The sequence below is a fragment of the Nostoc sp. XA010 genome (genome assembly GCF_020829625.1).
Taxonomy (GTDB): Bacteria; Cyanobacteriota; Cyanobacteriia; order Cyanobacteriales; family Nostocaceae; genus Nostoc.
On the sequence record NZ_JAIVFX010000002.1, the window covers coordinates 240,835 to 265,936 of the forward strand.

The window sequence follows — 25,102 nt, forward strand, 5'->3', positions numbered from 1 at the left end:
GTATATCTTACAAAAAAGTAATTTAATTCACTAATAAATTCTATGACTTTGTTACTAGCAGGAGACATCGGCGGTACGAAAACTATTCTGCAATTGGTTGAAAAATCAGACTCACCAGCAATACATACTATTTATCAGGAAAGTTACCACAGTGCCGATTTTCCTGATTTAGTACCAATAGTGCAAAAGTTTTTGGCCAAAGCTAACACGCCAGTACCAGAAAAGGCTTGTTTTGCGATCGCAGGCCCCATTGTCAAAAATACTGCCAAACTGACCAATTTAGCCTGGTTCCTAGATACCGAACGTTTAGAAGAAGAATTGGGTATCCCACATATTTCTTTGATTAACGACTTCGCCGCCGTTGGCTATGGCATTTCAGGTTTACAACAAGAAGACTTGCACACCTTGCAAGTTGGCAAACCTCAACCCGAAACCCCCATTGCAATTATTGGTGCAGGTACTGGTTTAGGGCAAGGATTTTTAATTAAACAAGGAAAAGACTATCAAGTTTTTCCCTCAGAAGGTGGACACGCTGACTTTGCCCCTCGAAACGAGATCGAGTTTCAACTCTTGAGATACCTGTTAGGTAAACATGATATCCAGCGCGTTTCTGTGGAACGCGTGGTTTCTGGAATGGGAATTGTGGCAATTTACCAGTTTTTGCGCGATCGCAAATTTGCCGCCGAATCACCAGATATTGCCCAAGTCGTCAGAACTTGGGAACAAGAAGCGGGACAGGAAGAGAAAAGTGTCGATCCTGGTGCTGTTATTGGTACAGCTGCACTAGAAAAACGCGATCGCCTGTGTGAACAAACTTTGCAATTATTTATAGAGGCTTACGGTACAGAAGCTGGCAATCTTGCCCTTAAACTCTTACCTTACGGTGGCTTATATATTGCTGGTGGAATTGCGCCCAAAATCCTGCCCTTAATTGAAAACAACGGTTTCTTATTAAATTTCACCCAAAAAGGCAGGATGCGCCGCCTCCTTGAAGAGATCCCCGTGTATGTTATCCTCAACCCGCAAGTGGGGCTAATAGGTGCTGCTTTATGTGCTGCTAGGTTATAACAGCTAGCATCATCAGTGAGATCAGCATCTCGAAAGGCAAAAAATATGACAATTAAAAGTCTGTTGCCACTAATCGCCGCCACACTCGTCTGTGGTGGCTCTGTTTTTGTGGAAGCGCGTCAACCTAAGCCTCCGGCGGCTGTTGTCAAACCAAAGGTTTCTCAACCCGTGCAGCCACAATGGAAGTTATACACTGCTCTAGATGGACGCTTTAGTATTTTGATGCCGGGAAACCCCAACAGAAATACTCAATACCAAAAAACTTACATGGGGGAAATTACCTTACAAATATTTGCCGCTCAACCACCAAAACAGCAAGTAGCATACATAGTTGCTTACAATGATTTTCCTTATAGTTATGGTCAAATAACTGACCCCCAAGCTTTACTTAATAATGCACGGGATATGGCTTTAAAGACTACGAAAAGCAATTTAATTAGTCAAAGGAATATTCGTAGTTCTAATAATCATCCTGGCAAAGAAATTGAGTATATTAATTCCGGAGGGAAAATTACTAGAAGTAGAATGTATGTTGCTGAAGGAAGGTTATATCAAGTAATGGCAATAACTACAAAAAAACAGCAAAAGACATTAGCTAAAACCATTACGGGATATTTAAATTCTTTCCATGTAGTTTTGAAAAAGCCAAATAACTAAAACCTATACTATATTAGCCTTGCAATCAATTATGTGGCTAATATAGCGCTTTTTATTTGTATGCGATATACTTTGACCTCACTTCCATTCTTCAATACCTCTTTCCTAAAAGGCTATGGTGGTGTAAAAAGTAGAATTTATCCCCCTTTTTCCCCCTTGGAAAGCTACGGTTACACACAAGTCTTGCCGCAGCCATATCATTAATAAATCTCGCACTGCGTTTCTATCCCGCCTTGAAATGAATTCCGAGTCTCATAGCTGAAGTCCTGAACTTCAGTTCTGGGCAGGATGTCGGGGAGTGTGACAGTTTCACTCTGACAAACCGGATAAAAATTTTGGATTGTCACTAACAATATTTTTCCATTAACTCCAAACTTCTAACTGCTAAATTCTGCTGTATTTTTAATTATTTAATTTTAGATTATACAACTTATACGCTACTCAACCGCTTATTAAAACATGATTTCTAACACTAGGATGTTATGCTAATAATCATTCATGACCAAATTAAATAAAACCAAGTGAAATAAATGGCTAACACTACTGATACTACCGTTACTTCTGGTTCTTTTAGCACCCTAGTTGATGCAATCAAGGCTGCCAATTTGATAGATACTCTCAAAGGTGTTGACTCATTTATTGCCTCTGCATCCACAAATCAAGCTTTTGCAAAGCTTCCAGCAGATACTGTAGATACATTGCTTAAGAATATTAATAAGCTCCAGGAACTCCTGACTTATCATATTGTTTCCGGCAAGGTGATGCCCATAAAGCCGATTGAAGGTTCAAGTTTGAAAATTGACCCTTTTCATAGTTTCAATGCAGATTATAAGCAACAGCCTCAAAATCCGATGCTGTTGATGATAACCGTGTCATCCACATCATTGTTGATTCCTCAATGAATAAATGTATAGATAGTGAATAACGTGTGTAAGCTAGAAACTATCTATAGTCAATAATCAACAATATAGCTAAATTGATTTAACAATTTACTTTGAAAATGAAATATTTTTTAACAAGTCCAACTCATTTGATTACTGGTTGCAGGCAAAATCATATATCTACAAAAATAAATCAGTTTATGAAGGGCAAATATGCTTGTATTTACTGTTCAAATGCTTTACTCCGTCACATCAATTCGCGAGGAGTTTACTGGCGTTGTAGCAGCTGCTATCAGGAAATGCTAATCAGTTACTACTCGATTGCCTGCATAGCAATTGTGAAGTGACGGCTGCTAGTAGGCAGGAAATTGAAGCCACTTTATTGTTGCCTCAGTGCAATTTCACATCTCTACTTATTCATTTTTCAACCCACTTTGCACTTAGAGCTTTAATGGCAGGTCTTGTTATGAATTTAATCAATGGCTTTTGCTTGGCAGATGGGATACTTAAAGGTGTAGAAGTACTCGTTGTAGACAACGATCGCGATAGTAGAGATTTGTACGCCCTTTTACTGGAAGACTTGAGCGCAAATGTCATTACCACAGGTTCGGTAAAAGAAGCTTTAGAAATCCTGAGTTGGTTCACACCCAACATTCTTGTCTGTGAAATTAGGTTCTTGGGTGAAAGTATTTATACATTGCTAAATACATTGAGTGCTATGCAAGCAGACGATGGAAATCATATTCCAATCATTGTGACTTCAACATCTACCACAGGTACTTATGACCAAATTCCAGATGTAGAGTTTGAAGAATATTTACTCAAACCATTTGACCTTGACAAATTTGTTTCCATGATTATGAATCAAGTACAGCAAGATGTGGGGGAAAAATTTTGCCCCGATGTATTAGTTTTACACTAGTAGACTAAGCACTTCTTAAAGCCACAATCGGGTCGAGTTTAGCAGCGCGACGTGCAGGAACAACACCAAAGAATAAACCAATACCACCAGAGACACCAACTGCCATAGCAATCGCTGTTGGAGAAAGTGCCGCTTCTAAGGGAGTCAAGGCTCCCACTAATAGAATGCCACTGACGCCAACCGCAGTCCCAACTAAACCGCCAGCTGCGGAAACTATTACTGCCTCAATGATGAACTGTAGCAAAATATCTTGCTCAGTTGCCCCAATCGCTTTTCTCAATCCGATTTCTTGAGTGCGTTCGGTGACGGAGACAAGCATAATATTCATGATACCAATGCCGCCAACAAACAAAGATATGCCAGCGATCGCAGCTAGCATAATTGTCAATGCACCTGTGATTTGACCGACAGTTTGCAAAGCATCCTTTTGAGAACGGATAGTAAAGTCATCTTCACCATTAATTTTGTGCCGTAGACGCAACAAATTAGTAATTTGAAACTCTGCTGCATCCACACTCTCTGAATCACGAGCAGCAGTAACGAGATAATCTAAAGCAATACCATAGGGAGAATTCTTTCCCACAAGTCGGTTTGCTGAAGTCGTGATCGGTATTAAAGCAGCATCATCATAATCTGCTCCCACACTGGAACCTTTAGCGATTAACGTCCCAATCACTTGAAAACTAGTATTTCCAACTCGCAATTGTTGACCGATGGCGTTACTATTACCGAATAGTTTTTCTGCCAAGTCTCCACCTAGCACAACAACTTGGTTACTTCGTTTAATGTCTACCTCAGAGAAAAACCTGCCTTTATCAGTTTCAAAATCCCGCACCGACAGGAAACTGGGAGTTGTGCCAATGATGTTAACATCGGTATTTCTGTTGCGGTATACAACTACTTGTCTCCTGTTTAACTCTGGCGCAACTCCTACTACTGTTGGTACTTGAGAGGCGATCGCTTCAGCATCTTGTAACACCAAAGTTTTTGGAACTTCAAAGGAGATACGCTGAGTTTCTCGATTCCCTGGCAGTACAAATAGCACATTTGGCCCTAGTGACTCCAGCTGTTTGTTAACGTATCTTTGCCCACCTTCGCCAATACCAATCATGGCAATCACTGAGGCGTTGCCAATAACTATACCCAACATAGTGAGGGCGCTACGCAATTTATTTGACAGCAGGGTTTTACCTGCCATTTGAATGCTTTCTAAAAAATTCATCTCTTAAAAATTACGAATTACGTTAGCGTAGCGGTAGCGACGTAGGAGCGTCATTACGAATTATTCTGTTCTTTCGCCTTCTCAATTTTGTAGTCTTTGGGTGGATTAACAAACACGCGATCGCCTTCTTTAACTCCACCTAAAATCTGAGTTTCGTTTTGGATTTGTGCCCCAACTGTAACTTCGCGGAACTGGGGTTTATTCTTTGCATCTAGTAGAAGTACGCCAGTTTGACCCTTTTCAGTGACAATTGACACCGTTGGCAAAACTAAAGCATCATTGACGCGATCGCCTAAAAAAGTCAGATCCACATTTAAGCCAGAACGCAGTTTATCTGTACCAGTATTCAGAGCAACCCGCACCTGGAAGGATGTCACACCTTGTTCCACCACTGCTTCTGGAGCAATCAGGCGCACATTACCTTTAAAAACTTGATCGGGATAAGCATCAGCGACAATTTCCACCTGCTGTCCCGGTTTAATTCTGCCAAGATCAGCTTCAGGAACTTGAGCTAATATTTCTAACCCGCGTGCTACAGCGACAATTGAACTAGAAGTTGCCGACGCACTAGTAGAAGCAGAGGTTGTGGGTGTCACAAAAGCACCCACGTTAGCATACTTTTGGGTAACAATTCCCGAAAGAGGAGCGCGAATAATAGTCTCATCTAACTGCACTTGCACACCCTTCAATTGAGCCTCAGCAGCTGCAACAGCTGCTTGACGCTGGACAATTTCTTCAGAACGAGTTCCATCTTCCAACAGTACCAATGCTGCCCGTGCTTCATTAACTGCTGCTTGACGTTGGGCAATTTCTTCAGTCCGAGTCCCAATTTGGAGTAACGACAATCGTTTTTTAGCTTCTTCTAAACTGGCTCTAGCGCTTTTGTCTTCGCTAATGGCTTGATCGAGTAATTGTCTTTTCTCTGCTCCCTGTTCGTATAGGTATTGATAACGCTTTACCTGTCCACTGGTGTAATTCACCTTAGCTTGAGCCGCATCCACTTGGGATTGAGATTGAGCAATCTCTTGGGGACGATTACCAGCTTTAGCTTGGGCTAGCTGGGCTTGAGCTTGTCCTAACCGCGCTCTAGCTTGAGCAATTTCTTGAGGACGACTACCAGCAAGGGCTTGGGCAAGTTGTGCTTGACTTTGGGCTAAGTTAGCACGGTACTGGCTCCTTTGAGCCTCAATACCTGCGCTATCCATGCGGGCGAGAATTTGCCCTTGTTGAATGCGATCGCCTTGTTCCACATATAATTGCGACAGTACTCCGGGGTTCTTCGGACTAATATTTACGCTCTGAACTGGCACGACTTTGCCACTAGCTGTAATCCGTAAGGTGACGTTTTTTGCTGCTACTGGCACAGTTAATTGAGCAATATCTTCTTTATTTGCCCCTTGATTTACCAGAGTATAGGTTGTAGTACCAACAACCAATACACCCCCTGCTATCAACCCCATCAGCCAGCGTAACGGATATTTAACTTTGCCAACAACAGGAATTTCTATATGCGTAGCCATATCTAGAAGCCTATAAATCTTGCTTTATGAAAGTAGTCTGTACTTATATTGATGATGTCCATCGCATTGCCCATAGTAAAACCACCCCTTTAGAGCAAACAGATGCGCTTTTGCTCCCCTCCGCGCTTATGGGGAGTGGTTGGGGGTTCCTCTTAACTATGGTTAATTGAGGGGACATAAATAATTAAAGGGCGGTGCAGGAATACGGAGTTGTTAAAATTTTTGGATTAAATTTTTAGTTAATAAACTAACAACTAGACGCATAGTTAGCTTCACAGTTGCTTAATCTTACTTCATAATAGGTGTTACATGCCTGTATGGCTTCACCTGAAAGGGTGACTTTAGCCACATTATTATTTCACACCCCGGCTTGCTTCTAATTTGTACATTTTTAGCGATTGCTATTCTTGCACCAAAGAACCCACAATACTTAGGATACTCGGCTTGCAGTATTGAGGCATGATGCTTGACGTAGACGCAAAGCGCAAAGCCAAAGACTCCGGGCTTGTCATCAAATCGATAATTATACCTAGTTACTTCATTGAAAAAACAAATAAAGTCGAATTTAATAAACCAAATACCGAAATGAGAAAGCATTTAGACTATATGCTTTCTCAAACCCCAGTTTGCTTTCTCATTTCGGTAAATCGCGCATTCCTTTTAGTGTTTTGGGCAAGCAAAAAAGCATGTTACTTTCTTAATTCACCTGATTGCTGACTCATAACAGAAATTTCAAATTTCAAATTTCTGTCTTGGAAAATTCTATTTGCACTTGGTAAACGCCAGTGCGTTTCGCAGATAAGCGATGCCTGCGGCGGGCTACGCCAAAAGTCGCAACGACAACTCTAAAATTTTTTTATAAGGATAGTTACTATAGTTACAACTGGTAAGCTATTCTCTTCCCAGTCCAAGATTACTTATCTCCTTATGGCAAACACTATAACAATTACTGATTCCCTGGTTCCTAATGCTGTACCGAAACCAGCAATCATTAGACTAGAAAAGATTTTCAAAATTTATGGTAGTGGTGAAACAGAAGTACGAGCGCTGAATGATGTCAACTTAATCGTGGAACAGGGCGAATATTGTGCAATCATGGGGCCTTCTGGTTCTGGTAAATCCACAGCTATGAATATTATCGGTTGTCTCGACCGTCCTACAGACGGACATTACTATTTAGATAACCTCGATGTAGCTCAAATGGACGATCGCTCATTAGCACATATCCGTAATAAAAAGCTGGGGTTTGTGTTTCAACAATTCCATCTATTGCCCCAATTAACAGCCCTAGAAAACGTGATGTTGCCAATGGTGTATGCTAGTGTAAGCCCAAAAGAAAGAAGCGATCGCGCCATCGAAGCTTTGACGCGAGTAGGTTTAGCAAATCGCCTCAACAACAAACCAACTCAACTATCTGGTGGACAACAACAACGAGTAGCGATCGCGCGGGCGATCGTTAATCGTCCTGTGGTACTCTTAGCCGATGAACCAACAGGCGCACTTGATTCGCGCACAACCCAAGAAGTCTTAGATATTTTTAGCGAACTCAATGCCAGTGGAATTACCGTTGTCATGGTAACTCATGAACCAGAAGTTGCTCGTCAAACCCAGCGCATCGTTTGGTTCCGTGATGGTCAAGTAGTACACTCCAATCTGACACCATCTGACTTGAGTAGCGTTGCTATGTCATAACTTATTAGAGTCCGCCTACCCTTGGCTTTCTCACAAGGTAGGCGGACTTTGTTTATGCAATAGCGACTTCACAGCCAAAAACCCCATAATTAAAGCATACGTGATTTTTGACTTTTGACTTTTGACTTCCGCCTTGCGGTACTAGTCGCCAGTTACAATTACAAACTAGACGTTTTTCCAGTTTCTGCTTGCGTCTCAATTGGCTTAACATCGGTGTAACCCACTTCACCAGCTATTGTCCGAAACACCGAAATTTGCTCGTCAAAATCTAATCCTTCAATCTGGGAAACCAGATCAGTAATTGCCTTAGTTGGTTCATAGCTAGCTGGTAAGTCAACCACCTTATCCCCCATAGCTACTGCCCAAGCATACCAAACTAACAGCTGATTGTTTTCTTTTATCGCCCCATAAGCACGGGAATATTCTGTATCTTTGCGGTTAACTATATCCCGCATAATATCTAGTTGCTGCTCATCTGATAACTCAAAATAATGTCCTAGCAAAAGTGGTGCTAACTCAGGTTCGGCAGCAGATGGAACGGCTGGTGTGATAGAATCACCCATTTTTTTATAAACTAAATAGAACCAGGCTAATTTTGCATCGGTATCTAAATTGTTAAAGGCATCTACCAAATTTTGAGATTCATTGCTCTGGGCTTGAGAAATAGTTTTATCGTAACTTGCAGTCATAATTTTATTTCCAAAGAAATTTTACACGTTAAACTAAGGCTTACCAAAGTTTGAGCATCAGCTTCAACTATCAAGAGAAAGAGTTATATTAATTGCAAATTGCAGCTTTAATCTATCTTTTAATAGAGGTAAAGCCTCTCCCAAGGGAGCAAGTAAAGAGTTAATTACTTTGTTATGCTCTTTTATGCAAGCAATAAAAAATTTAAGCTAAGGATTTTAATTATGCCTGATGAAGTAAAGCCCAATGTTAATGAAGCTCCCACCCATGATGCTCAATTAGCTGCCGAAAGCATAGCTAGTGGTGAAGAAAAAGCGCCAAACGTCGATTTTGATGCTGATTATGCAACTGCACAACAATTCAGCGTTAGTGAAGTTGATCGCACAGGTGAAGGCGCAGCAGCAGCCGAAGCAGCCACTGCACCTAAATATCAAATCTCTAAGCCAGAAGAGACAATAACTCAAGCACAGTCAACTGGTAATCCTGATGATTTTCTCGAGTTAGCAAAGGAAGTTGGGAATTCTAAGACTGAGGGTGTAACTAATGTCAGTGATGATTTAGTAAAACAAGCTTTGGAAAAGGGTGAACGGAAAAATTAAGTTTTCCAGATATTTTGCTATTTTGTAGGGTGGGCATTGATATACATGGCCCACCCTACTGTTTTAGTGAATCGTCAATAGTTAATATTTTCACTTTTGTAAAAACACGCTTGCCCTGGCGAATGGAAATCGCCTGGTATATTTGCAAAGGTGAGATGCTCCCATCAACAAGTGCCTAAAATTACAGCCCACGACTTTTAAAACATCCTCTAGTGACTAATGGACCAATGACTAATTACGACCATTCATCACTTCTAATAGTTCACTAGGGTGCTGAATTAAATAATCTGGATTTTGCTTGGCTAGTACTTCCGGTGAATTAAAGCCCCAAGTTACTGCAATCACTTGGATATTTGCTTTCTTTGATGCTTCGATATCTCTGGTTTCATCTCCAACATAAATAACTTCTTGAGGTTGGAGTTGATTTTGCCTTAATACATTATTGATTATGGTTGTTTTCCCAAAAATCGTAATTCCTGAGTAGATAAAATCAAATAGGTGATTTAAATCATTGATTGTAAGGAATTGCGTAACATTGTCTTTAGAATTAGAAGTGATAATTCCTAATTTATATCCTTCATTCTGGAGTTCCGTTAATGCTTCTTTAATTCCTGGAATTGGCTTTAATCCTGGGATTTTATTTTTTAATTCTCCTTTAACTTTTTTAACTAAAAAAGGTATCTTAAATAGAGAAACTCCTGAATACTTAATAATTTCCCTAGATGTTAAATTTTTAAGTAGGGATAATTGCTCTGGGCTTATGTGTCTATAACCAAAGTCTACAGCTAGACGATTGGCAATACTTACAAGGGCATCTACTGTATCAGCAATAGTGCCATCAAAATCAAAAATAATTACTTTCGGGGTCATTATTTCGCCTGGATGCGTCAAGATTAGCTAGGGCGTTGCGTCGTAACATTTCTGGCTTAATCCGCCGCAAGGCAGATGCTGGAAATCGTTTATCCCACTCCTGATCTGAGATTTGGGCTAATTCTAGCAGTTTGGGAGCAATATTCCCAGGATTTGGCTGAAACTCTGCAATATCAGTTGTTTGGGAAAAACGTTGATTCCAAGGACAAACATCTTGGCAAATATCACAACCAGCAACCCAGCCTTGTAAATGAGGTGTCACTGTCTCTGGCAACTCCTCTGCTCGATTTTCAATCGTATGATAAGCAATGCAGCGATTAGCATCCACGACAAAAGGCTGAGTAATTGCACCCGTAGGACAAGCCTGAAGACAACGAGTACAGCTACCGCAGTGTTCTGTATGGGGGCGATCGCTCTCTAATTCTAAATTAGTCAACACTTCTCCCAAAAATACCCAAGAGCCATATTCCCGTGTAATCACATTACCATTTTTGGCAATCCAACCAATTCCGGCAAGTTGAGCCAACACTTTATCTTGCACGGGGCCAGTGTCTGCATAATAACGAGCTAATACATCTTCACCAAGTGATTTTAACCAAAGGGTTAGCTGCTTGAGTTTTTTATGCATCACCTTGTGATAATCCCTTCCCCAGCCATAACGAGAAATTTTGGCGTATTCCTCGCCTTCTGGACGTTGATGTGACGTGTAATAATTTAGCGCCACACACACTAGCGATCGCGCCTCTGGCATAACTTTGCGAATATCCTGGCGTTTTGGGTTAGCCATCCATTCCATATCAGCGTGATAACCCAGTTCAATCCATGCTTGTAACCTCTGCGCTTCTGTAGCATCTACCCTATCTACAGCAGTAATTCCAACTTTGTGAAAGCCCAACTCGCCGGCTTTCTCTTTCACTACATTGCTGCTTGTTACGGAATACTGATTCATTTTTTTATCTGGATTTTGCCTAAATAAAGGCGATTTAATTTTACATTATGTAGTAAATATATTTGATTAAGATTTGTTACTTACCCTATATAGAAATTTTCCTTTGGATTCAAAACATGGTAAAGGCACAGTAATGCTGTGCCCCCAGGAGTGGTCTGTATTCTATGCAATTGAAAACCGCTATATTGCAACATCTCTACCATCGTTAGGAAGATTTATACAAATGTGGCAATCTATCTCAACAGCAGGTTTCTTTTTAGCTATTTTTGTATTGAAATTAATATTTAGGTAGCATAATACAGATATTTTTACGTTTGTCGTAAAAAAAGATACGAACTCCATAGATAAATTTATGGAGATTGTTAATTTTAAATTTTGAATCTGGAGCGAAGCGACGTGACCTCTGCTGAACAGTTGAAACAAGAATTCCAAATTGAGGGAATTACAGAAACAAGTGTACTGCGTTATTTTGAAACCTTAAATGCAGGAGAATTTGAGGCAACTGCTGCCTTATTTGCGGAAGATGGTGTGATGCGTCCACCATTTGAATCTGATATTGTGGGAACACATGCGATCGCAGCCTACTTAAAACAAGAAGGCCAAAACATTAAAGCTTATCCCAATACGGGAATAGCTGAGGCTTTAGAAAATGCTACAATTCAAGTCCAAGTAACAGGCAAAGCACAAACTTCTTGGTGTAGTGTGAATGTCTTGTGGTTATTTATCCTCAACCAACAACGGCAAATTTATTATACTAAAATCAAACTTTTAGCTTCTCCCCAAGAGTTACTTTCTTTACGTCGTGAAAACTAGCAAATAAGTATAATAGCTTAGGCAATGTTTGATCCTACCCAAAACAAAATCCAATCACAGTAAATTCACTTAACACATTACTTGAAAAGTAGTAAATTTTATCTATTTCACTAATTCCGGTAAAGTAGCTTCTAACTTTAGACAGTTGGCACCATCAATCTGCAACTGGTAGTCTACTTTATCCATAAGACGATTCATAATTAGCCAACCATAACCACCCTCTTGTTTTTCCATCGGGTTTGGAGCATAGTAGTCAGACATATCAAAGCCTTCGCCGTAGTCCCAAACTTCGAGGGCAAGATCGCGATTTTTGACTTCCAAGCGTAGTAAAATCGGTAAATTTGGTTTATCCTTGTGGGCATGACGGACTGCATTTGAGTAGGCTTCTACTAAAGCCAGCCTCAAACGGCTTGATTGCCGTGACCAGTCTACAGATTCTCCTAGCTGGATTTTCAAACATCCCAACAGCCAGGTTTCGACAATATTAAGAAAACTCAAGTCACTTGGTACGTGAAGCTCACTTTTCATTACTTACAAAATCTCCAGTGAAAGTATAGTTTGATCATCTTCTTGAACGTGGTTGTCTGCCTGGATGCGAGCTAGTAAATGGTTAAGAGAAAGCGGTTGTTGCTCTTGTTGCAGGAGTTGCCAAAGACCATCTTGATTCAGCATAGAACGGTTAACTGGGTCAACACCAGACTCGGTTTTTCCTGAAAGAGCAAAGTTATTTGATACCGTAGCTTCTGTAATTCCATCGCTGGCCAGTAACAATGTGTCTCCAGCAGCGAGAACCAAGCGACCAGACTCTGCCTGCCACTTAGGCAAGATCCCCAAAGGAACACTGCGAACTTTCAGGTAATTGGGATTGTCATTTAAAGCACCTTGACGTGACCATAACAGTGGATAAATATGACCAGCATTAGTGTAGACGAGTTCCTTCGTGCTAGGGGTATAACAAGCTAACACAAGAGTAATGAAATAATTGTTGCTAATTAAGTCTTCACTGAGAGCGTGGTTGAGGTTCTGCATGACCACATTTGGCTCGGCTGGTGCTTCTTGAGATAATTCTCGGCGCAATACTGAAATAATACTAGCCATAAATAAAGCAGCTGGGACACCCTTGCCAGAGACATCACCCACTGCCAACCACAAATCGCCTTTGGGATGGACAAAAACTTCAAAAAAATCGCCTCCTACTTCCCGCGCTGGGTAACAGCAGGCTTGCACCTTCACACCTTTAATGTCAGGTAAAGTTTGGCGTAGCAAGTTGTATTGAATTTGGCGGGCTACCTCCAACTCATTGTGAATTTGCTGTTGCTTTTCTTGGAGGCGCTGGTAGAGTTTTGCTTGAGAGAGGGCTAAGGCTGCTTGTTCGGCAACACCTGCAATCAGTTGGATGTCTTCATCTTGCCAAGGGCGATCGCGTCCCCATTGGTGAAGAACCAGCACAGCTAATAAATGCTGCTGATAGCTAAGTGGCACTACCAGATGGTGAGAAGGATTACCCTCATATACATCTTGAGCAAGTTGATAATGACGGGTTTCCAGCACTTTCTCAATTAAAACACTGGGGTCGAAGAAGCAATCTGATATATCGGATTTCGGATCGCGGTATAAGAACTCGTCTTGTGTGAGGCGATCGCCCTCTACTGGTCTGAGTAAGCAATTGCTAGCTTCAAATGTTTGTCCAATAGTTGCGACAATTTTTTGCAACATACTGTCGTAGTCTAGAGACTCTCGAATTGCCGTTGTTACAGCATTAAACAAAGATTCTCGCTGTAGGGCCCGACGCAACTCTTGCGTGCGCTTCTTAACTAGACGATATGTATCAGTGGCTTGCTCAACTAAGGCTCTCAGCCGTTCAGGATTCCAGGGCTTGGTAATGTACTTGAATACCTGACCGGAGTTAATCGCATCCACCAAATCTTCGACATCGGTAAAACCAGTTAACAAAATCCGAATCGTGTCTGGAAAGCGCTCTACGGTGTGACTAAAAAATTCGGTGCCATTCATTTCTGGCATTCTTTGGTCAGAAATAATCACCGCCATTTCACCAAATTGATCCAAGATTTTCAGAGCAGCAAAGGCATGATTGGCTTTATATACTTGAAAATCTCGCCTAAAAGTACGGTAGAGTAAATCTAAGTTATCTGGCTCATCATCTACCACCATGAGCTTAAGTTTGTCCACCCCGATTTCAGCCATATTTGACTTTAGTTTTCACATATTTGAATGGCGAGATAATATAATTTTTATCCCACCTGATAATCAACAAAAAATTAATAACTAATCATTTTCAACAGCTATCAATTATCAGTGTTTTAAAACTTGATAACTGTTCACTCAATTTAACCTTATCCTACTAACCCAGAACGCAAGGCGCGGACTGCTGCTTGGGTACGGTCATCGGCACATAGCTTATTCAAAATATTGCGAACGTGAGTTTTAACAGTCCCAACAGTGATATAAAGCCTTTCAGCAATTACTGCATTACTACAACCTTCGACAATCAACTGTAGCACTTCCAATTCCCTTTCTGTCAGGGTGTAAGGTTGAATTCCTTCTAGATTCTCGACATAATCAGGGTTAGAGGCAATGGTCTTAGTATCTACAAAAGCTGATTCTAACTTTTGCGGATTTTGTTGCGCTTGTTGTAATACAATCCGAGCGATCGCGGGATCGATCCAAGCGTTGCCATTGTAAGTTACTCTTATTGCTTCCAGCAAATTATCGAATTTGATATCTTTCATACAGTAAGAATCTGCACCAGCCGCAAAAGCTGCCAACACAGCTTCTTTGTTATCCCGCAGCGTCAAAATTAACACCCTTGTTAATAGCTGCTGCCCATTAGCAATAGATTTTAACTCCCGTGTTAGCTCAATGCCATCCTTATCTGGTAAACCAATATCTACAATGGCAATATCTGGTTGTACCCTTTTTAACATCTTTAACCCCTCAGCAGCATTGGCAGCTTCACCTACAACTTCAATGTCATCCTTTTGTAGGAGTGCTGTCCGAATACCTACACGAGTTAGGTCATGATCTTCAATCAGAGCGATACGAATTTTACTCATAGCCAACTTCAGCCCGTTACACTACCTTAACCAGAAAGTCGAGTTTCGTGACATACTCCCACACTAACTGCAAGTAGTATAGTGGGGGTTTCTGTTCCCGGAACCAGAGTTGCAAGTTGAGCGTTTTATACTTAGTAGGATATTACACTTCAACAATCAAATTTGGACTGGTTCAGCCCAATTACAAGCGTCCAAAACTAATTAGTTATGCTTTCTATTCTTGCAGGGCAATGGGAATCTCTCGTGCTTAAGTTCTAATATAAAAAATTTGATAAACTTAACATTTAAGTAAATCTGGTGTGAGGTTAATCCAGAATAGGCTATGTCTAAAGGCAATGAAGCATTTTCAGTGTTGGGAATACCAGTTCATGTGATGGCTAACTATCCAGGCTGGTTGTTAGAATGCCTGCGTGCAGGCAGAGGAATTCATGTAGTAACGCTCAATGCAGAAATGACTATGCAGGCAGAGCAGAATCAAATCCTAGCTCAGGTCATTAAAAATGCTGAACTAGTGATTCCAGATGGAGCCGGGGTTGTTCTGTATTTGCGATGGCTGTTATGGCAAAAAGTGCAGCGTTTTCCGGGGATTGAACTAGCAGAAAAACTTTTGCAAGAAATCGGGCAACAGAAGACAGGCGCAAAGGTTTTTTTCTATGGGGGAGCGGCTGGCGTGGCCTCAACTGCGGCAGATTTTTGGCAGCAGCAAATTTCAGATTTGCGTATAGTAGGCACTCACTCAGGCTACCATTCCCCAGAAGAAGAAGCACAATTGCGAGAAACTCTGGTTCAATTGCAGCCACAAGTGATTTTTGTCGGTTTGGGAGTGCCACGTCAAGAGTTATGGATTGCCGAAAACCGCCATTTGTGTCCTCAAGCAATTTGGATTGGTGTTGGTGGTAGTTTTGATATTTGGTCGGGAACTAAAACTCGCGCTCCAGCCTGGTTAGGAAATAATAATTTGGAATGGTTGTATCGGCTTTATCAAGAACCTTGGCGTTGGCGGCGGATGTTGGCTTTGCCAGCGTTTGCTGTGAAAGCTTTTGTTTATCGTTTGACAGCAAGGGGTGCAATTAGTTGAGAGTGGGGAGACGCGATTAATCGCGTCTGTACTGGGTGCTATTACTTAGTTAGTATTAAAGTCTTCAAAAAATTTAAATTTTCTTTGTTAAATTTTCAATTCCCAGGCAAAACCTGGGAATCCTTATTTTTGAGAGGAATAAGCTAATCTAAACCCGTAAGCTATTTGGTTGTGGGGATAAGGAAAATTTAACAATGCCAGTATTAACAACTCAAGTTAAAACAAACAAATCAGTTCATAGAGAGGACAATAAAACTCAACAGCAGGTTAGCAATACTACTGTCAAGGTGCAATTGCAATCTGTAAGCAAGACTTATACTAATGGCACTCACGCCTTGTTGGATGCGAACCTTGAGGTAAAAAAGGGAGAATTTCTGTTTATCACAGGGCCAAGTGGTTCTGGGAAATCAACGCTTTTGAAACTGCTGTATGGCCAAGAGTTAGCGACGCAGGGAGAAGTAATTGTTGATGGATGTAATGTAGCGGGTTTACGGGGCGATCGCTTGTCATTATTGCGGCGACGCATTGGCATTGTCTTTCAAGACTACAAACTGATTACCCAGCGAACAGTAGCGGAAAATGTGACTTTTGTGCTGCAAGCTCAAGGGTATACCCGTAAAGAAATTCAACGACGCTTAGAACCAACCTTGAAGCTGGTAGGTTTGCTGAGTAAAGCTGACTGCTTTCCAGATCAACTATCTGGGGGAGAGCAACAACGGGTGAGTATTGCTCGTGCGATCGTTGGTACACCACCCTTACTGTTGGCGGATGAGCCGACTGGAAATCTCGATCCAGATAATTCCTGGCAAGTGATTCAGATTCTCCAGAAGTTAAATTCCTTTGGGGCTACAGTAATTGTTACTACCCACGATGAACAATTGTTACGGCGATGCAATCATCCGGTAGTGCAAGTTCGCAATGGACAGTTGTCTCGAAAATAGTTATTTGTCATTAGTCATTTGCAAAAAACAAAGGACAAAGGACAAATAACTAAAAAACGTGGTGCTTGGCTTTTGCTGATACAGGTGTAAAAGTTGTTGCTGTTTTGGGGGGTAGAACTTGTAAGCGATGGTCTCCCACCGACCGGAGGTCATCGCAAGCTTGTAAACTTTTAAAAGCTGCCTCTCTGATCGCAACTTCTTCTTCTCGACTGAGTAGGAGTTGCAAACATTCCACAACATCTTGCTGCACTGAAGAATCAACTCGCTTACGGCTGAGGATTTTAGTTAGTTGACGTAGGGCAATCATCCGTTTTAATGGATCTTTTTCTGTTAGATTGACCAACAACTGATCGAGGTGGTCTTCTTCTCGATTTTCATAGAAGTTGACAATTTGCCAGACCAATAAAATTAAAGTCAACAGTGTTCCCACGCCTTGCACAATAGCACCAGCAGCAATCCAGGAACTGTGAGAGTCAACCCAAATTGCAGCGGCCATATAAGTAGTAACAGTAGCAAGACCACCACTTATGACTGCTAAAGCTAACCGACGATTTGAACTTTTTAAGAAGTTACGTATCTTAGACCAGTGTAATTGCCAGTCCCACTCCTGCATTGAGTAAACCAATACCATTATCCCAACGCCGATTGAGAGAGCCAATAGCAGCATCCAGTTCCACAACAACATGGCAACAACAATTGTCAAGAACCCAAGAAAGCCTCCAGGCCCAGAGAAGCGCTTAAATGTTTGCTGCTTTGTTGCTCCCTTTGTCTTGAACAATGGATGCGACCAGTTCCAGTTGGGGATCTGGTTGATCAGTTGCTGCCAAGAAGACGAAGCCTGTGCCACAGTGTTTACCTACTTGATTACGAAATTAACTATTGTATAAGTTTTACTACGGTTGAAGAAAGGGTGAAAGCCCAAACCACAAGATGCCCGGTTTTTAAGGGCAGCATAGTAGACTAGTACAGCACGGCGGAAATCAAGATACCATTTTAAACGGCTCAGAGCAAGGGCATAAAAGGTTTTTAAAGACAAAAACGAAAGTTATCAAGGGTGAATTGGCCATCAAAGGCACAGAAGGTAACGCTGTAGATGTTATTCCCAGTTATAGATAATAAGCTATTAGGGGAAATTGCCGAGTCTGAATTGGCCAGATTGGCGCTTGGTAGTACAGTTTGAGCGATGAGTTGGCGATCGCGATCGTAGGCGGAAAGCACTAGCCGTTGCGAACTAGTGACAAAGGCGCTAACCGAATTAACCGGATGTAAGAAAGTAGCCTCTAAGAATCCGCTTTTGGGCGCTCCCATTAAAACTGTTAGCCCTGAATAGGCTGGAAATGCTGGATTTGATGGCTGTATTGCTATAGAATTGTGAAAAATTACTCCCCAGCGTTCATACTGGCGCTCTACTGGTTCAAAACACTTTAAGTCTTCTAAGTCTAAACAAATACAACTAGGTACAGTCACCCTGCCAGCGTCAATAGCTGACTCCACCTGATCCCCCCAAGCTGAAGCTTTAATTTCACTTTGTATATTAAAGTCAAGCGCAAATTTAGCGTCTTCAATCGTTGGTAGTTTATTTAATTGAAGAGTAGCCTGTAGCATGACATCCCGCCTTACCATTACTTAGATAATAATTAAATTTAGTAATACATCAAAACCTATGTTTCTACATGTCGGACTAGAATTAATAGATTGTTAAAATAAGCATTTTAAATCTTCTTGACGCTTAAAATTATTTATGACTTTCTTGATAGACTAGCATAAAAACTTATGTTTTATTCATGCTTTAGTGATACTTGCTACCATGAAAACCCCTGCAAAACAGTAATTTCAACGCTCAGTCACTTTTTATTATGGAAAAAAATCACCAAATCTTTATAAGTAATCTAGTAATTTTATATCTACTTAATCTAATGGTAGGAAGAAGTCCTAAAGTGATTGGTTGCCGATAATAAAAATGAGTGAGGAGTTTGAACTAAATAGGTAAGTATTCTGAGGTGACTAAAGGAGATGCGTTAACTCATCCTACAGCTTCAAGCCGTGGATAAATCTAGTCAAGAAGTCATTAGTTATTATTCATTAGTACTTTTTTCACGATTTTCGCTGAGGGGGCACTAATGATTACTGACTAATGACCAAGACAGCAAGTAGCAATTCATCCGATACATTGAAGGAATAAGCTTACTCACTTACTTTTGTAACGCGGATAAATTATCAAACGCTTTCTCCGTGTACAGGTATCTACAGATTTTTTGTTACTCAGGCTACTTAATTACTACAGTCAACAAAAAGTACTTATGTTTCAACCACCAGGATTTGAACAACGCTCTATAAATACCTCACTAGGTAGGATGGTATACTATACAGCCACTGGAGCACCTTGGCAGGACAATTTTACAACAAAAGATGATCGGGAAACTTTAGTGTTTCTGCACGGCTTTGGTGGTGGATCTTCTGCTTATGAGTGGTCAAAAGTATATCCGGCTTTTGCCGCCGAATATCGGGTCATTGCGCCAGATTTAATCGGTTGGGGTAGGTCTGAGCATCCAGCACGGAGTTATAAGATTGAAGATTATTTAACCACGATTCGGGAGTTTTTCGAGCAGACTTGTACCGGGCCAGTAACAGCGATCGCTTCTTCTTTGACCGCAGCCTTTACAATTCGAGTAGCATCAGATCATCCTGATTTATTCAAGTCTTTAATTCTCACTACACCAGCCGGACTTTCCGACTTTGGCGAAGACTACTCTCGCAGTTTTTTTGCCCAGTTAATCAGCGTTCCCGTTGTTGACCGTTTACTTTACAGCACTGGAGTAGCCACTAGTGGGGGTATTCGCAGTTTCTTAGAGCAACGGCAATTTGCTCAGTCTAATCGAGTGTACCAAGAAATTGTAGATGCTTATTTACAATCTGCCCAACAGCCTAATGCTGAGTATGCAGCACTCTCCTTTGTCCGTGGCGATTTATGTTTTGATTTATCCCTTTATATTCAACAACTGACCACTCCCACCGCCATTATTTGGGGCCAAAGGTCAGAATTTACAGGCCCCTCAATTGGTCGCCGCCTTGCCGAAATTAATCCCCAAGCGATCCGATTTTTTCAACAGTTGGAAGATGTCGGGTTAACGCCGCAGTTGGAGTTACCAGCAGTGACAATTGGGTTAATTCGCCAATTTTTGCCTTTGCTTAATTAGTGCTTTGTTCAGTAGTACATTGGTAGTCAACTTAGAGCCAGGGCGAATAGAATAAGACTGTTGGCGAATTCGTGAAGGATTAGACCCCTCATCCCTAAAACCTGATTTTTACCTTGCTTTCCCGCCCTGCAATAAATTGATTGCTCATAGCTGAAGTGCGTTTCAACGCACTGAATTAAGATGGATTAGAGGTGAGGGGTTAGACCCCCTATTAATTCGCCAACAGTATCATAGAATTCGCGGCTACACAGGCTTTCGTCCGCAAAAACGGACTAAGGTAAAAGTAAGGGTTTGAAACCCACGGAGGTGGGTTTTGTTTGTGTAGACGCGGTTTCTAGCCGCCCGTTTCGCGTTGACTTGACTGTATGAATTATTTATTTTTGTACCTTATCCATGCGGAAACCGCTATATAGCCAAGCCAGTGCATTGTAAAGCCAGGGCTATTCACCTAGCGTCTTCCTCAAGAGAAGACAGGTTTTAGATTGCAGGTGATGGAGTCCAAATTTTATTCGCCAGGATTGGGCATATTTTTACAAAATTGAGATGCTCTGAGATTAAATTCAAGACATTGGTTTCATTATAGTATTCAAAATAACTATACTATTCAACCTGACTTGATAAATTGCTAATTACACAAACAAAATAAGGCATAGCAAATTTATACTAGCAGGTAAATTATCTGATGACTATTCCAGAGCCAATTAAAAAATTCATCACATGGATACAAGGTTTTGACCATCAGATTTTACGAAATGAAAATGATGTAAAAGAAAAGCTTATTTTTCCAATGTTTCACTATCTCTGTTATCCAGAAAAATGTCATCGTGAATACTCTTTAAAAACATCTAAATCAGGGGGATACTACAAAAACCCAGAAAATAGTCATATTTATTATATTCAAGATAATATTCAGCAAAAAAATACAGATAACTTACTTGTTTTTATTGAAGTAATAGAACCCCAAAAAAGTAAGTTAAATGATGTCATTGAGAAAGCTAATTTTTACATTACTCATTTTAACCCACTATTTTTTATAGTCACTAACGGATATGATATTAAGGTCTTTGAATGTCTATATTACTATAAAAATGAATTAATATTTGATACAAATATAGATAAACTTAAAAATAATGATATTGCTTCAAAATTTTATAATAAACTGAACTTTGATTTTGTGAAAAACATCGATAATAAAGCACATATTTTAAAAGAAAATAAATATAACTTAATAGAAAAAATAATTAGACAGCATCCAGATTTACAGGATATTTTAGAAAAATATGATTTTGAACCTTGCACTAAGAGAGAAGACTACCGCTTAGTTGTTGTGAGAAAAAAAGTAGCGATCGCATGTAATTTACCCAAAGCTTTTGGAGAGGGTAATTGTGAAATAGAGTTCAGCAGTCTCATTTTAAGAGGTCTAAAAATTTACTTAAATCATCAAGATATTTTAGGTCAATTAATAACTGGATTGCACACTCAGCCAGATTGGGGATGTCGTCGTTTTTTTAAACAGTTAAATACAAATACTTTTGAGGTATATTTAGGTAAAACAACTCTAATCTTATCAGAATTAGAAGCAGCAGACTTGTGTTTTTGTATCGATGGAGTTTGTCAAGAATATAAAAATTTAATAATTGAATTTGAAAATGCTTTAGAAACATGGAATTATGAATTTGTAAAATTTACAGACAGTAGAGGTTTTATCCTTTTTTCTGTAAAACAAGAATTGTGGGAGTTAATGCAGCAGTTTGCTAATGAATTTGATTATACTAAAGGCAAGTCAGAATGGCATCTATTCCATAGAAAAAATATATCAATTAGAGTGGGCCGAGGAATTCGCGATCATACATTTATATTACCTAAACTTGATAGAAGATTAGATTTATTGCCTAATAATCAAATTAATATCATCTATGAGCTAAATGATGTTAATTTAAAATCTATTGAGACAGGTAAATTAACCTTATGGCAGCAAGATATTGGGATACAGGGAACCTGGACAGCTAGATATACTAAACAGTGGTTATTAGAAAAATATATTCCAAAAGTTATTAATTATTACTCAGCAAAGTCTCAACTATCTGAAGCTGAATTGCTAGCCAAAATCACAAACTACACAAGTGAGCGTGTGCTTATTGCAGAAATTGATAATCTCAAAGATTTAGCACCTTATCTTCGTGACATACAATCTTGGCTACATATATATGTAGAAAATATTGGTGCTGCACTCTTGAAACCATATTACCAAGCCTATACAAATTTGGTGCGTAATACTGATTCGTCCATAAGAGGCATCGACTATATTATAGGAAATTTGCGTAAAATTGAGTGGGCGAATAGGCAAGAAGAAATTTCTAACAATTTCACAGACTGGAAAAACTTGACTTTTAAACATGCTATAGATTGTTTAGATCAGCAAGTAGCAAGAATAAATAATTGTGAATACGAGAATAGTTTAAAGGCAGACTTAATAACTCGGACATTTATTTGGATTATAGAAAATGGAAAAATTTCTTTTTCGCAAGCTCAATTAAATGCTGCTAAACAGGCTTTGCTACCACTTTGGCAACAAAGTCGTTTTGAAATGCGCTATGTGTATCCTAATCGATAAAGCTACATAATCTGCTGTAAATGCAACACAAATCCAGGTAGTACATTTTCTCCTGATAAACTAGCAGGATTATCTAATATCTCTACATCTTTACCTGGATGATAAATTTCTACTCGTTTGTTTTTTCGGTCGATTAACCAGCCTAATTGAGCGCCATTTTCGATATACTCCTGCATTTTTTCTTGCAATTCTTTCAAGGAATCAGTACGAGAACGCAACTCTACTACAAAATCAGGGCAAATTGGGGCAAATTTTTCTTGTTGTTCTGAGGTTAAAGCATTCCACCGCTCAATTTTTACCCAAGAAGCATCAGGAGAACGTTCTGCACCATTAGTTAGGGTGAAATCGGTTGAAGAGTCAAAAACTTCGCCTAAATTACTCTCAGAGTTCCAAATATCTAATTGAGTGGTAATTTTAACATTACGTCTGCCAGTATCACTACCTGTCGGTGACATAATTAATATTTCCCCTGATGCTGTACGCTCAAATCGATAATCACGGTTTTTCTGACACATCTGGAAAAATTGATCATCAGTTAAGTCAATTTTCAATTTGAGTGTAGAAGGTAAAGTAGTTGTCGTGGCGTTCATAGGCTATTGTGAGCATCTTACTTTCTAGTTTAGTGCTGTGTGAGGTGCGATCGCATGATTAGATGATGGCAATCACATTTTACCTATTAAATAAATTTGTCTGCCCATTCGGTGTAGCTTTATCGGGATATACTTGCTTAGAACCCTTGGGAATCTTGGATTTATTATACTTCTTGCGAAAAAGACAATTTTAGACTTTTTTTGCGCCTCTGCATGAGCAAAAACACTAGCGTTCCTTTGTAATTACACAACTACCATTAGTAATACTTACTTTTTGAATAAAAACGTTAGAACAAGATGATAAAATATCAGTGCTGATTTGATTAGCAATCAATTCAAAATCTTGGTTTGTTAATTCCTGTGCAGTATTGCCACTTAAGTTAATACAAATAGTTAGGGGTTGAGGATTACTAGAAGAGTGTTCATTCTCTACTGCTTCTAGTTCAGCTTCTGCTATGCCTAAATTAAACTCTTTACTCCAAGCTGGAAACTCCTGACCAGTTTGTTGTCCGTAAACTTTCACTATTTCAATAGATGCAGACCCTAAAGCGGTTAACCCTTTGCGGATAAATGGAACTAAAATTTGCTGATTTAGTACTTGGGGAGATTCTAGTATTACCTCCAAGCAAGTATCTTGGAAAGCAACCTGTGCGTTGATCCCTTTGGGATGTAGGTGGCGGTTCATCAGAGATGCGATCGCCTGTACATCTCCCTGTTTTGCAAGTTCTAGAATATTTGGCTGTGTCATAACCAGTAAAAGAGAAAATCTAAAAAAATAAACTTATCTTCTCAGGATTCCCTTTTGACAGCCTTAAGTAACATTATGATGCAAGATATCAGCTAACCTTGGCTAAAATGTCTAGGATAAAGATAGTCATTCACAGACTTTTGCAAAAAATAGATTTTCCCTGTATCAACATCAAAAACTCTTGTTTTTGTGCTTGCCATAACGGGATTAATATTAATCACTTTAATTCCAATTTTCAATATGAAGTTTTATCGAGATCATGCTTGGCCCTCGACGCTGGAGGAAGCCATAGTTATCCAAGAAAAGCTGCGAGATCAAGTAATTACTGAGGATCAACTTCAAGAACCTATCCAGTACGTTGCTGGAGTGGATATGGGTTTTGAAGCTGATGGAACCATTAGCCGTGCAGCTGTCGCAGTACTGAGTTTTCCTGATTTGCAAGTAATCGAAACAAGCCTAGCACACCGTCCTACAACCTTTCCTTATGTTCCTGGGTTCCTCTCATTTCGGGAAATTCCAGCTGTCCTCGATGCCCTGGAGAAGATTAAAACAACACCAGATATTATCTTGTGTGATGGTCAAGGAATTGCCCATCCCCGTGGATTAGGTATAGCTAGCCATTTAGGATTACTCATAGATATGCCGACAATCGGTGTAGCCAAGTCCAGGTTGGTAGGCAAGTATGAGGAATTGTCAGAAACAAAAGGCAGCAGACAAGCACTTATATATAAAGGTGAAACGGTTGGCGCAGTTCTACGCACACGCACAGGAGTAAAACCTCTTTACATTTCCAGTGGCCATAGAGTTAGTTTACCTACGGCAATTGACTATGTATTACGCTGCACGCCCAAATATCGGCTACCAGAAACGACGCGCATCGCTGATAAATTAGCTTCGGCTAAATAAAGCTTGTTGAAATTTTTTTAAAATACTTGCTTGCACCGACTCAAGCGTGTTAGGAATCGCACAGAAAGAAGTTG

At 40.1% G+C, this 25,102-nt stretch carries 24 protein-coding genes and 1 pseudogene; 13 read left to right on the forward strand and 12 right to left on the reverse strand.

The features are described 5' to 3' along the window. Positions 1-42 precede the first annotated feature (42 nt). The 5 genes and pseudogenes from LC608_RS03975 to LC608_RS03990 all read left to right on the forward strand — a co-directional run bounded on the left by LC608_RS03975 (position 43) and on the right by LC608_RS03990 (position 3,528). Complete coding sequence (locus tag LC608_RS03975) at positions 43-1,068, forward strand: glucokinase (RefSeq protein ID WP_229552283.1); 1,026 nt, start codon at positions 43-45, stop codon at positions 1,066-1,068. Positions 1,069-1,113: 45 nt separating this feature from the next. Then, positions 1,114-1,725 carry a hypothetical protein gene (locus LC608_RS03980; protein ID WP_229552284.1) on the forward strand — a complete coding sequence of 204 codons (612 nt, stop codon included), beginning with the start codon at positions 1,114-1,116 and terminating at the stop codon, positions 1,723-1,725. A gap of 530 nt (positions 1,726-2,255) precedes the next feature. Beyond that, positions 2,256-2,627 carry a fasciclin domain-containing protein gene (locus LC608_RS03985; protein ID WP_229552285.1) on the forward strand — a complete coding sequence of 124 codons (372 nt, stop codon included), beginning with the start codon at positions 2,256-2,258 and terminating at the stop codon, positions 2,625-2,627. Positions 2,628-2,892: 265 nt separating this feature from the next. Next, a pseudogene (locus tag LC608_RS37455) lies at positions 2,893-2,985 on the forward strand (hypothetical protein); the annotation flags it as partial. Positions 2,986-3,072: 87 nt separating this feature from the next. Beyond that, the gene (locus tag LC608_RS03990; RefSeq protein ID WP_229552286.1) at positions 3,073-3,528 is read left to right on the forward strand and encodes a response regulator; all 456 of its coding nucleotides are present in this window, start codon (positions 3,073-3,075) and stop codon (positions 3,526-3,528) included. Between the two features lie 4 nt (positions 3,529-3,532). Here the strand turns inward: LC608_RS03990 and LC608_RS03995 are convergent, their stop codons facing one another. Both LC608_RS03995 and LC608_RS04000 read right to left on the reverse strand, forming a co-directional pair. Then, on the reverse strand, positions 3,533-4,750 hold the full coding sequence (locus tag LC608_RS03995; RefSeq protein WP_229552287.1) for an ABC transporter permease: 1,218 nt from the start codon (positions 4,748-4,750) through the stop codon (positions 3,533-3,535). Positions 4,751-4,803: 53 nt separating this feature from the next. After that, entirely contained in the window at positions 4,804-6,270 is a 1,467-nt protein-coding gene (locus LC608_RS04000; protein ID WP_229552288.1) for an efflux RND transporter periplasmic adaptor subunit, read from the reverse strand. Positions 6,271-7,197: 927 nt separating this feature from the next. On the opposite strand from LC608_RS04000, the gene LC608_RS04005 reads away from it, so the two are divergent. Beyond that, positions 7,198-7,962 (forward strand): ABC transporter ATP-binding protein, encoded by a 765-nt coding sequence (locus tag LC608_RS04005; protein WP_229552289.1) that lies wholly within the window; start codon positions 7,198-7,200, stop codon positions 7,960-7,962. A gap of 158 nt (positions 7,963-8,120) precedes the next feature. On the opposite strand, the gene LC608_RS04010 is transcribed toward LC608_RS04005, so the two are convergent. After that, positions 8,121-8,651, reverse strand: coding sequence for an orange carotenoid protein N-terminal domain-containing protein (locus LC608_RS04010; RefSeq protein WP_229552290.1), 531 nt, complete (start codon positions 8,649-8,651; stop codon positions 8,121-8,123). A gap of 222 nt (positions 8,652-8,873) precedes the next feature. Between LC608_RS04010 and LC608_RS04015 the strand changes: the two genes are divergently transcribed. Continuing rightward, entirely contained in the window at positions 8,874-9,248 is a 375-nt protein-coding gene (locus LC608_RS04015) for a hypothetical protein (protein ID WP_229552291.1), read from the forward strand. A gap of 231 nt (positions 9,249-9,479) precedes the next feature. Here the strand turns inward: LC608_RS04015 and LC608_RS04020 are convergent, their stop codons facing one another. Then, positions 9,480-10,118 (reverse strand): HAD-IA family hydrolase, encoded by a 639-nt coding sequence (locus LC608_RS04020; RefSeq protein WP_229552292.1) that lies wholly within the window; start codon positions 10,116-10,118, stop codon positions 9,480-9,482. Then, on the reverse strand, positions 10,093-11,067 hold the full coding sequence (gene queG, locus LC608_RS04025) for a tRNA epoxyqueuosine(34) reductase QueG (RefSeq protein WP_229552293.1): 975 nt from the start codon (positions 11,065-11,067) through the stop codon (positions 10,093-10,095). Before queG ends, LC608_RS04020 begins: the two co-directional genes overlap by 26 nt. Before the next feature lie 396 nt (positions 11,068-11,463). Between queG and LC608_RS04030 the strand changes: the two genes are divergently transcribed. Next, a complete protein-coding gene (locus LC608_RS04030) occupies positions 11,464-11,880 on the forward strand; it encodes a ketosteroid isomerase family protein (protein WP_229552294.1) in 417 nt (138 codons plus the stop codon). Between the two features lie 102 nt (positions 11,881-11,982). On the opposite strand, the gene LC608_RS04035 is transcribed toward LC608_RS04030, so the two are convergent. The 3 genes from LC608_RS04035 to LC608_RS04045 form a co-directional block, all read right to left on the reverse strand. Continuing rightward, on the reverse strand, positions 11,983-12,408 hold the full coding sequence (locus tag LC608_RS04035) for an anti-sigma regulatory factor (RefSeq protein WP_229552295.1): 426 nt from the start codon (positions 12,406-12,408) through the stop codon (positions 11,983-11,985). 3 nt (positions 12,409-12,411) lie between these two features. Next, complete coding sequence (locus LC608_RS04040) at positions 12,412-14,085, reverse strand: SpoIIE family protein phosphatase (RefSeq protein ID WP_229552296.1); 1,674 nt, start codon at positions 14,083-14,085, stop codon at positions 12,412-12,414. Positions 14,086-14,234: 149 nt separating this feature from the next. After that, entirely contained in the window at positions 14,235-14,954 is a 720-nt protein-coding gene (locus LC608_RS04045; RefSeq protein ID WP_229552297.1) for a response regulator transcription factor, read from the reverse strand. A gap of 322 nt (positions 14,955-15,276) precedes the next feature. On the opposite strand from LC608_RS04045, the gene LC608_RS04050 reads away from it, so the two are divergent. Together LC608_RS04050 and ftsE are read left to right on the forward strand one after the other, a co-directional pair. After that, complete coding sequence (locus LC608_RS04050) at positions 15,277-16,032, forward strand: WecB/TagA/CpsF family glycosyltransferase (RefSeq protein WP_229552298.1); 756 nt, start codon at positions 15,277-15,279, stop codon at positions 16,030-16,032. A gap of 194 nt (positions 16,033-16,226) precedes the next feature. After that, positions 16,227-16,973 carry a cell division ATP-binding protein FtsE gene (gene ftsE, locus LC608_RS04055; protein ID WP_229552299.1) on the forward strand — a complete coding sequence of 249 codons (747 nt, stop codon included), beginning with the start codon at positions 16,227-16,229 and terminating at the stop codon, positions 16,971-16,973. Positions 16,974-17,022: 49 nt separating this feature from the next. Here ftsE and LC608_RS04060 read toward each other — a convergent pair whose 3' ends face one another. Beyond that, the gene (locus LC608_RS04060; protein ID WP_229552300.1) at positions 17,023-17,820 is read right to left on the reverse strand and encodes an armadillo-type fold-containing protein; all 798 of its coding nucleotides are present in this window, start codon (positions 17,818-17,820) and stop codon (positions 17,023-17,025) included. A gap of 179 nt (positions 17,821-17,999) precedes the next feature. Next, on the reverse strand, positions 18,000-18,596 hold the full coding sequence (locus LC608_RS04065; RefSeq protein ID WP_229552301.1) for a hypothetical protein: 597 nt from the start codon (positions 18,594-18,596) through the stop codon (positions 18,000-18,002). 677 nt (positions 18,597-19,273) lie between these two features. Between LC608_RS04065 and LC608_RS04070 the strand changes: the two genes are divergently transcribed. Both LC608_RS04070 and LC608_RS04075 read left to right on the forward strand, forming a co-directional pair. Then, complete coding sequence (locus LC608_RS04070; protein WP_229552302.1) at positions 19,274-20,170, forward strand: alpha/beta fold hydrolase; 897 nt, start codon at positions 19,274-19,276, stop codon at positions 20,168-20,170. Between the two features lie 682 nt (positions 20,171-20,852). Next, a complete protein-coding gene (locus LC608_RS04075; RefSeq protein WP_229552303.1) occupies positions 20,853-22,784 on the forward strand; it encodes a hypothetical protein in 1,932 nt (643 codons plus the stop codon). A gap of 2 nt (positions 22,785-22,786) precedes the next feature. Here LC608_RS04075 and LC608_RS04080 read toward each other — a convergent pair whose 3' ends face one another. Continuing rightward, the gene (locus LC608_RS04080) at positions 22,787-23,374 is read right to left on the reverse strand and encodes a Uma2 family endonuclease (RefSeq protein ID WP_229552304.1); all 588 of its coding nucleotides are present in this window, start codon (positions 23,372-23,374) and stop codon (positions 22,787-22,789) included. A 226-nt stretch (positions 23,375-23,600) separates the two neighbouring features. Further along, complete coding sequence (locus LC608_RS04085) at positions 23,601-24,122, reverse strand: hypothetical protein (RefSeq protein WP_229552305.1); 522 nt, start codon at positions 24,120-24,122, stop codon at positions 23,601-23,603. A gap of 240 nt (positions 24,123-24,362) precedes the next feature. On the opposite strand from LC608_RS04085, the gene nfi reads away from it, so the two are divergent. Beyond that, positions 24,363-25,028, forward strand: coding sequence for a deoxyribonuclease V (gene nfi, locus LC608_RS04090; RefSeq protein WP_229552306.1), 666 nt, complete (start codon positions 24,363-24,365; stop codon positions 25,026-25,028). The last annotated feature ends 74 nt before the right edge of the window (positions 25,029-25,102 follow it).

Excerpts from the sequence above, each read along its gene's own strand:
- LC608_RS03975 (WP_229552283.1), top strand. The coding sequence starts at position 43 with ATGACTTTGTTACTAGCAGGAGACATCGGCGGTACGAAAACTATTCTG.
- LC608_RS03980 (WP_229552284.1), top strand. The coding sequence starts at position 1,114 with ATGACAATTAAAAGTCTGTTGCCACTAATCGCCGCCACACTCGTCTGT.
- LC608_RS03985 (WP_229552285.1), top strand. The coding sequence starts at position 2,256 with ATGGCTAACACTACTGATACTACCGTTACTTCTGGTTCTTTTAGCACC.
- LC608_RS03990 (WP_229552286.1), top strand. The coding sequence starts at position 3,073 with ATGAATTTAATCAATGGCTTTTGCTTGGCAGATGGGATACTTAAAGGT.
- LC608_RS03995 (WP_229552287.1), bottom strand. The coding sequence starts at position 4,750 with ATGAATTTTTTAGAAAGCATTCAAATGGCAGGTAAAACCCTGCTGTCA.
- LC608_RS04000 (WP_229552288.1), bottom strand. The coding sequence starts at position 6,270 with ATGGCTACGCATATAGAAATTCCTGTTGTTGGCAAAGTTAAATATCCG.
- LC608_RS04005 (WP_229552289.1), top strand. The coding sequence starts at position 7,198 with ATGGCAAACACTATAACAATTACTGATTCCCTGGTTCCTAATGCTGTA.
- LC608_RS04010 (WP_229552290.1), bottom strand. The coding sequence starts at position 8,651 with ATGACTGCAAGTTACGATAAAACTATTTCTCAAGCCCAGAGCAATGAA.
- LC608_RS04015 (WP_229552291.1), top strand. The coding sequence starts at position 8,874 with ATGCCTGATGAAGTAAAGCCCAATGTTAATGAAGCTCCCACCCATGAT.
- LC608_RS04020 (WP_229552292.1), bottom strand. The coding sequence starts at position 10,118 with ATGACCCCGAAAGTAATTATTTTTGATTTTGATGGCACTATTGCTGAT.
- queG (WP_229552293.1), bottom strand. The coding sequence starts at position 11,067 with ATGAATCAGTATTCCGTAACAAGCAGCAATGTAGTGAAAGAGAAAGCC.
- LC608_RS04035 (WP_229552295.1), bottom strand. The coding sequence starts at position 12,408 with ATGAAAAGTGAGCTTCACGTACCAAGTGACTTGAGTTTTCTTAATATT.
- LC608_RS04040 (WP_229552296.1), bottom strand. The coding sequence starts at position 14,085 with ATGGCTGAAATCGGGGTGGACAAACTTAAGCTCATGGTGGTAGATGAT.
- LC608_RS04045 (WP_229552297.1), bottom strand. The coding sequence starts at position 14,954 with ATGAGTAAAATTCGTATCGCTCTGATTGAAGATCATGACCTAACTCGT.
- LC608_RS04050 (WP_229552298.1), top strand. The coding sequence starts at position 15,277 with ATGTCTAAAGGCAATGAAGCATTTTCAGTGTTGGGAATACCAGTTCAT.
- ftsE (WP_229552299.1), top strand. The coding sequence starts at position 16,227 with ATGCCAGTATTAACAACTCAAGTTAAAACAAACAAATCAGTTCATAGA.
- LC608_RS04065 (WP_229552301.1), bottom strand. The coding sequence starts at position 18,596 with ATGGTAAGGCGGGATGTCATGCTACAGGCTACTCTTCAATTAAATAAA.
- LC608_RS04070 (WP_229552302.1), top strand. The coding sequence starts at position 19,274 with ATGTTTCAACCACCAGGATTTGAACAACGCTCTATAAATACCTCACTA.
- LC608_RS04075 (WP_229552303.1), top strand. The coding sequence starts at position 20,853 with ATGACTATTCCAGAGCCAATTAAAAAATTCATCACATGGATACAAGGT.
- LC608_RS04080 (WP_229552304.1), bottom strand. The coding sequence starts at position 23,374 with ATGAACGCCACGACAACTACTTTACCTTCTACACTCAAATTGAAAATT.
- LC608_RS04085 (WP_229552305.1), bottom strand. The coding sequence starts at position 24,122 with ATGACACAGCCAAATATTCTAGAACTTGCAAAACAGGGAGATGTACAG.
- nfi (WP_229552306.1), top strand. The coding sequence starts at position 24,363 with ATGAAGTTTTATCGAGATCATGCTTGGCCCTCGACGCTGGAGGAAGCC.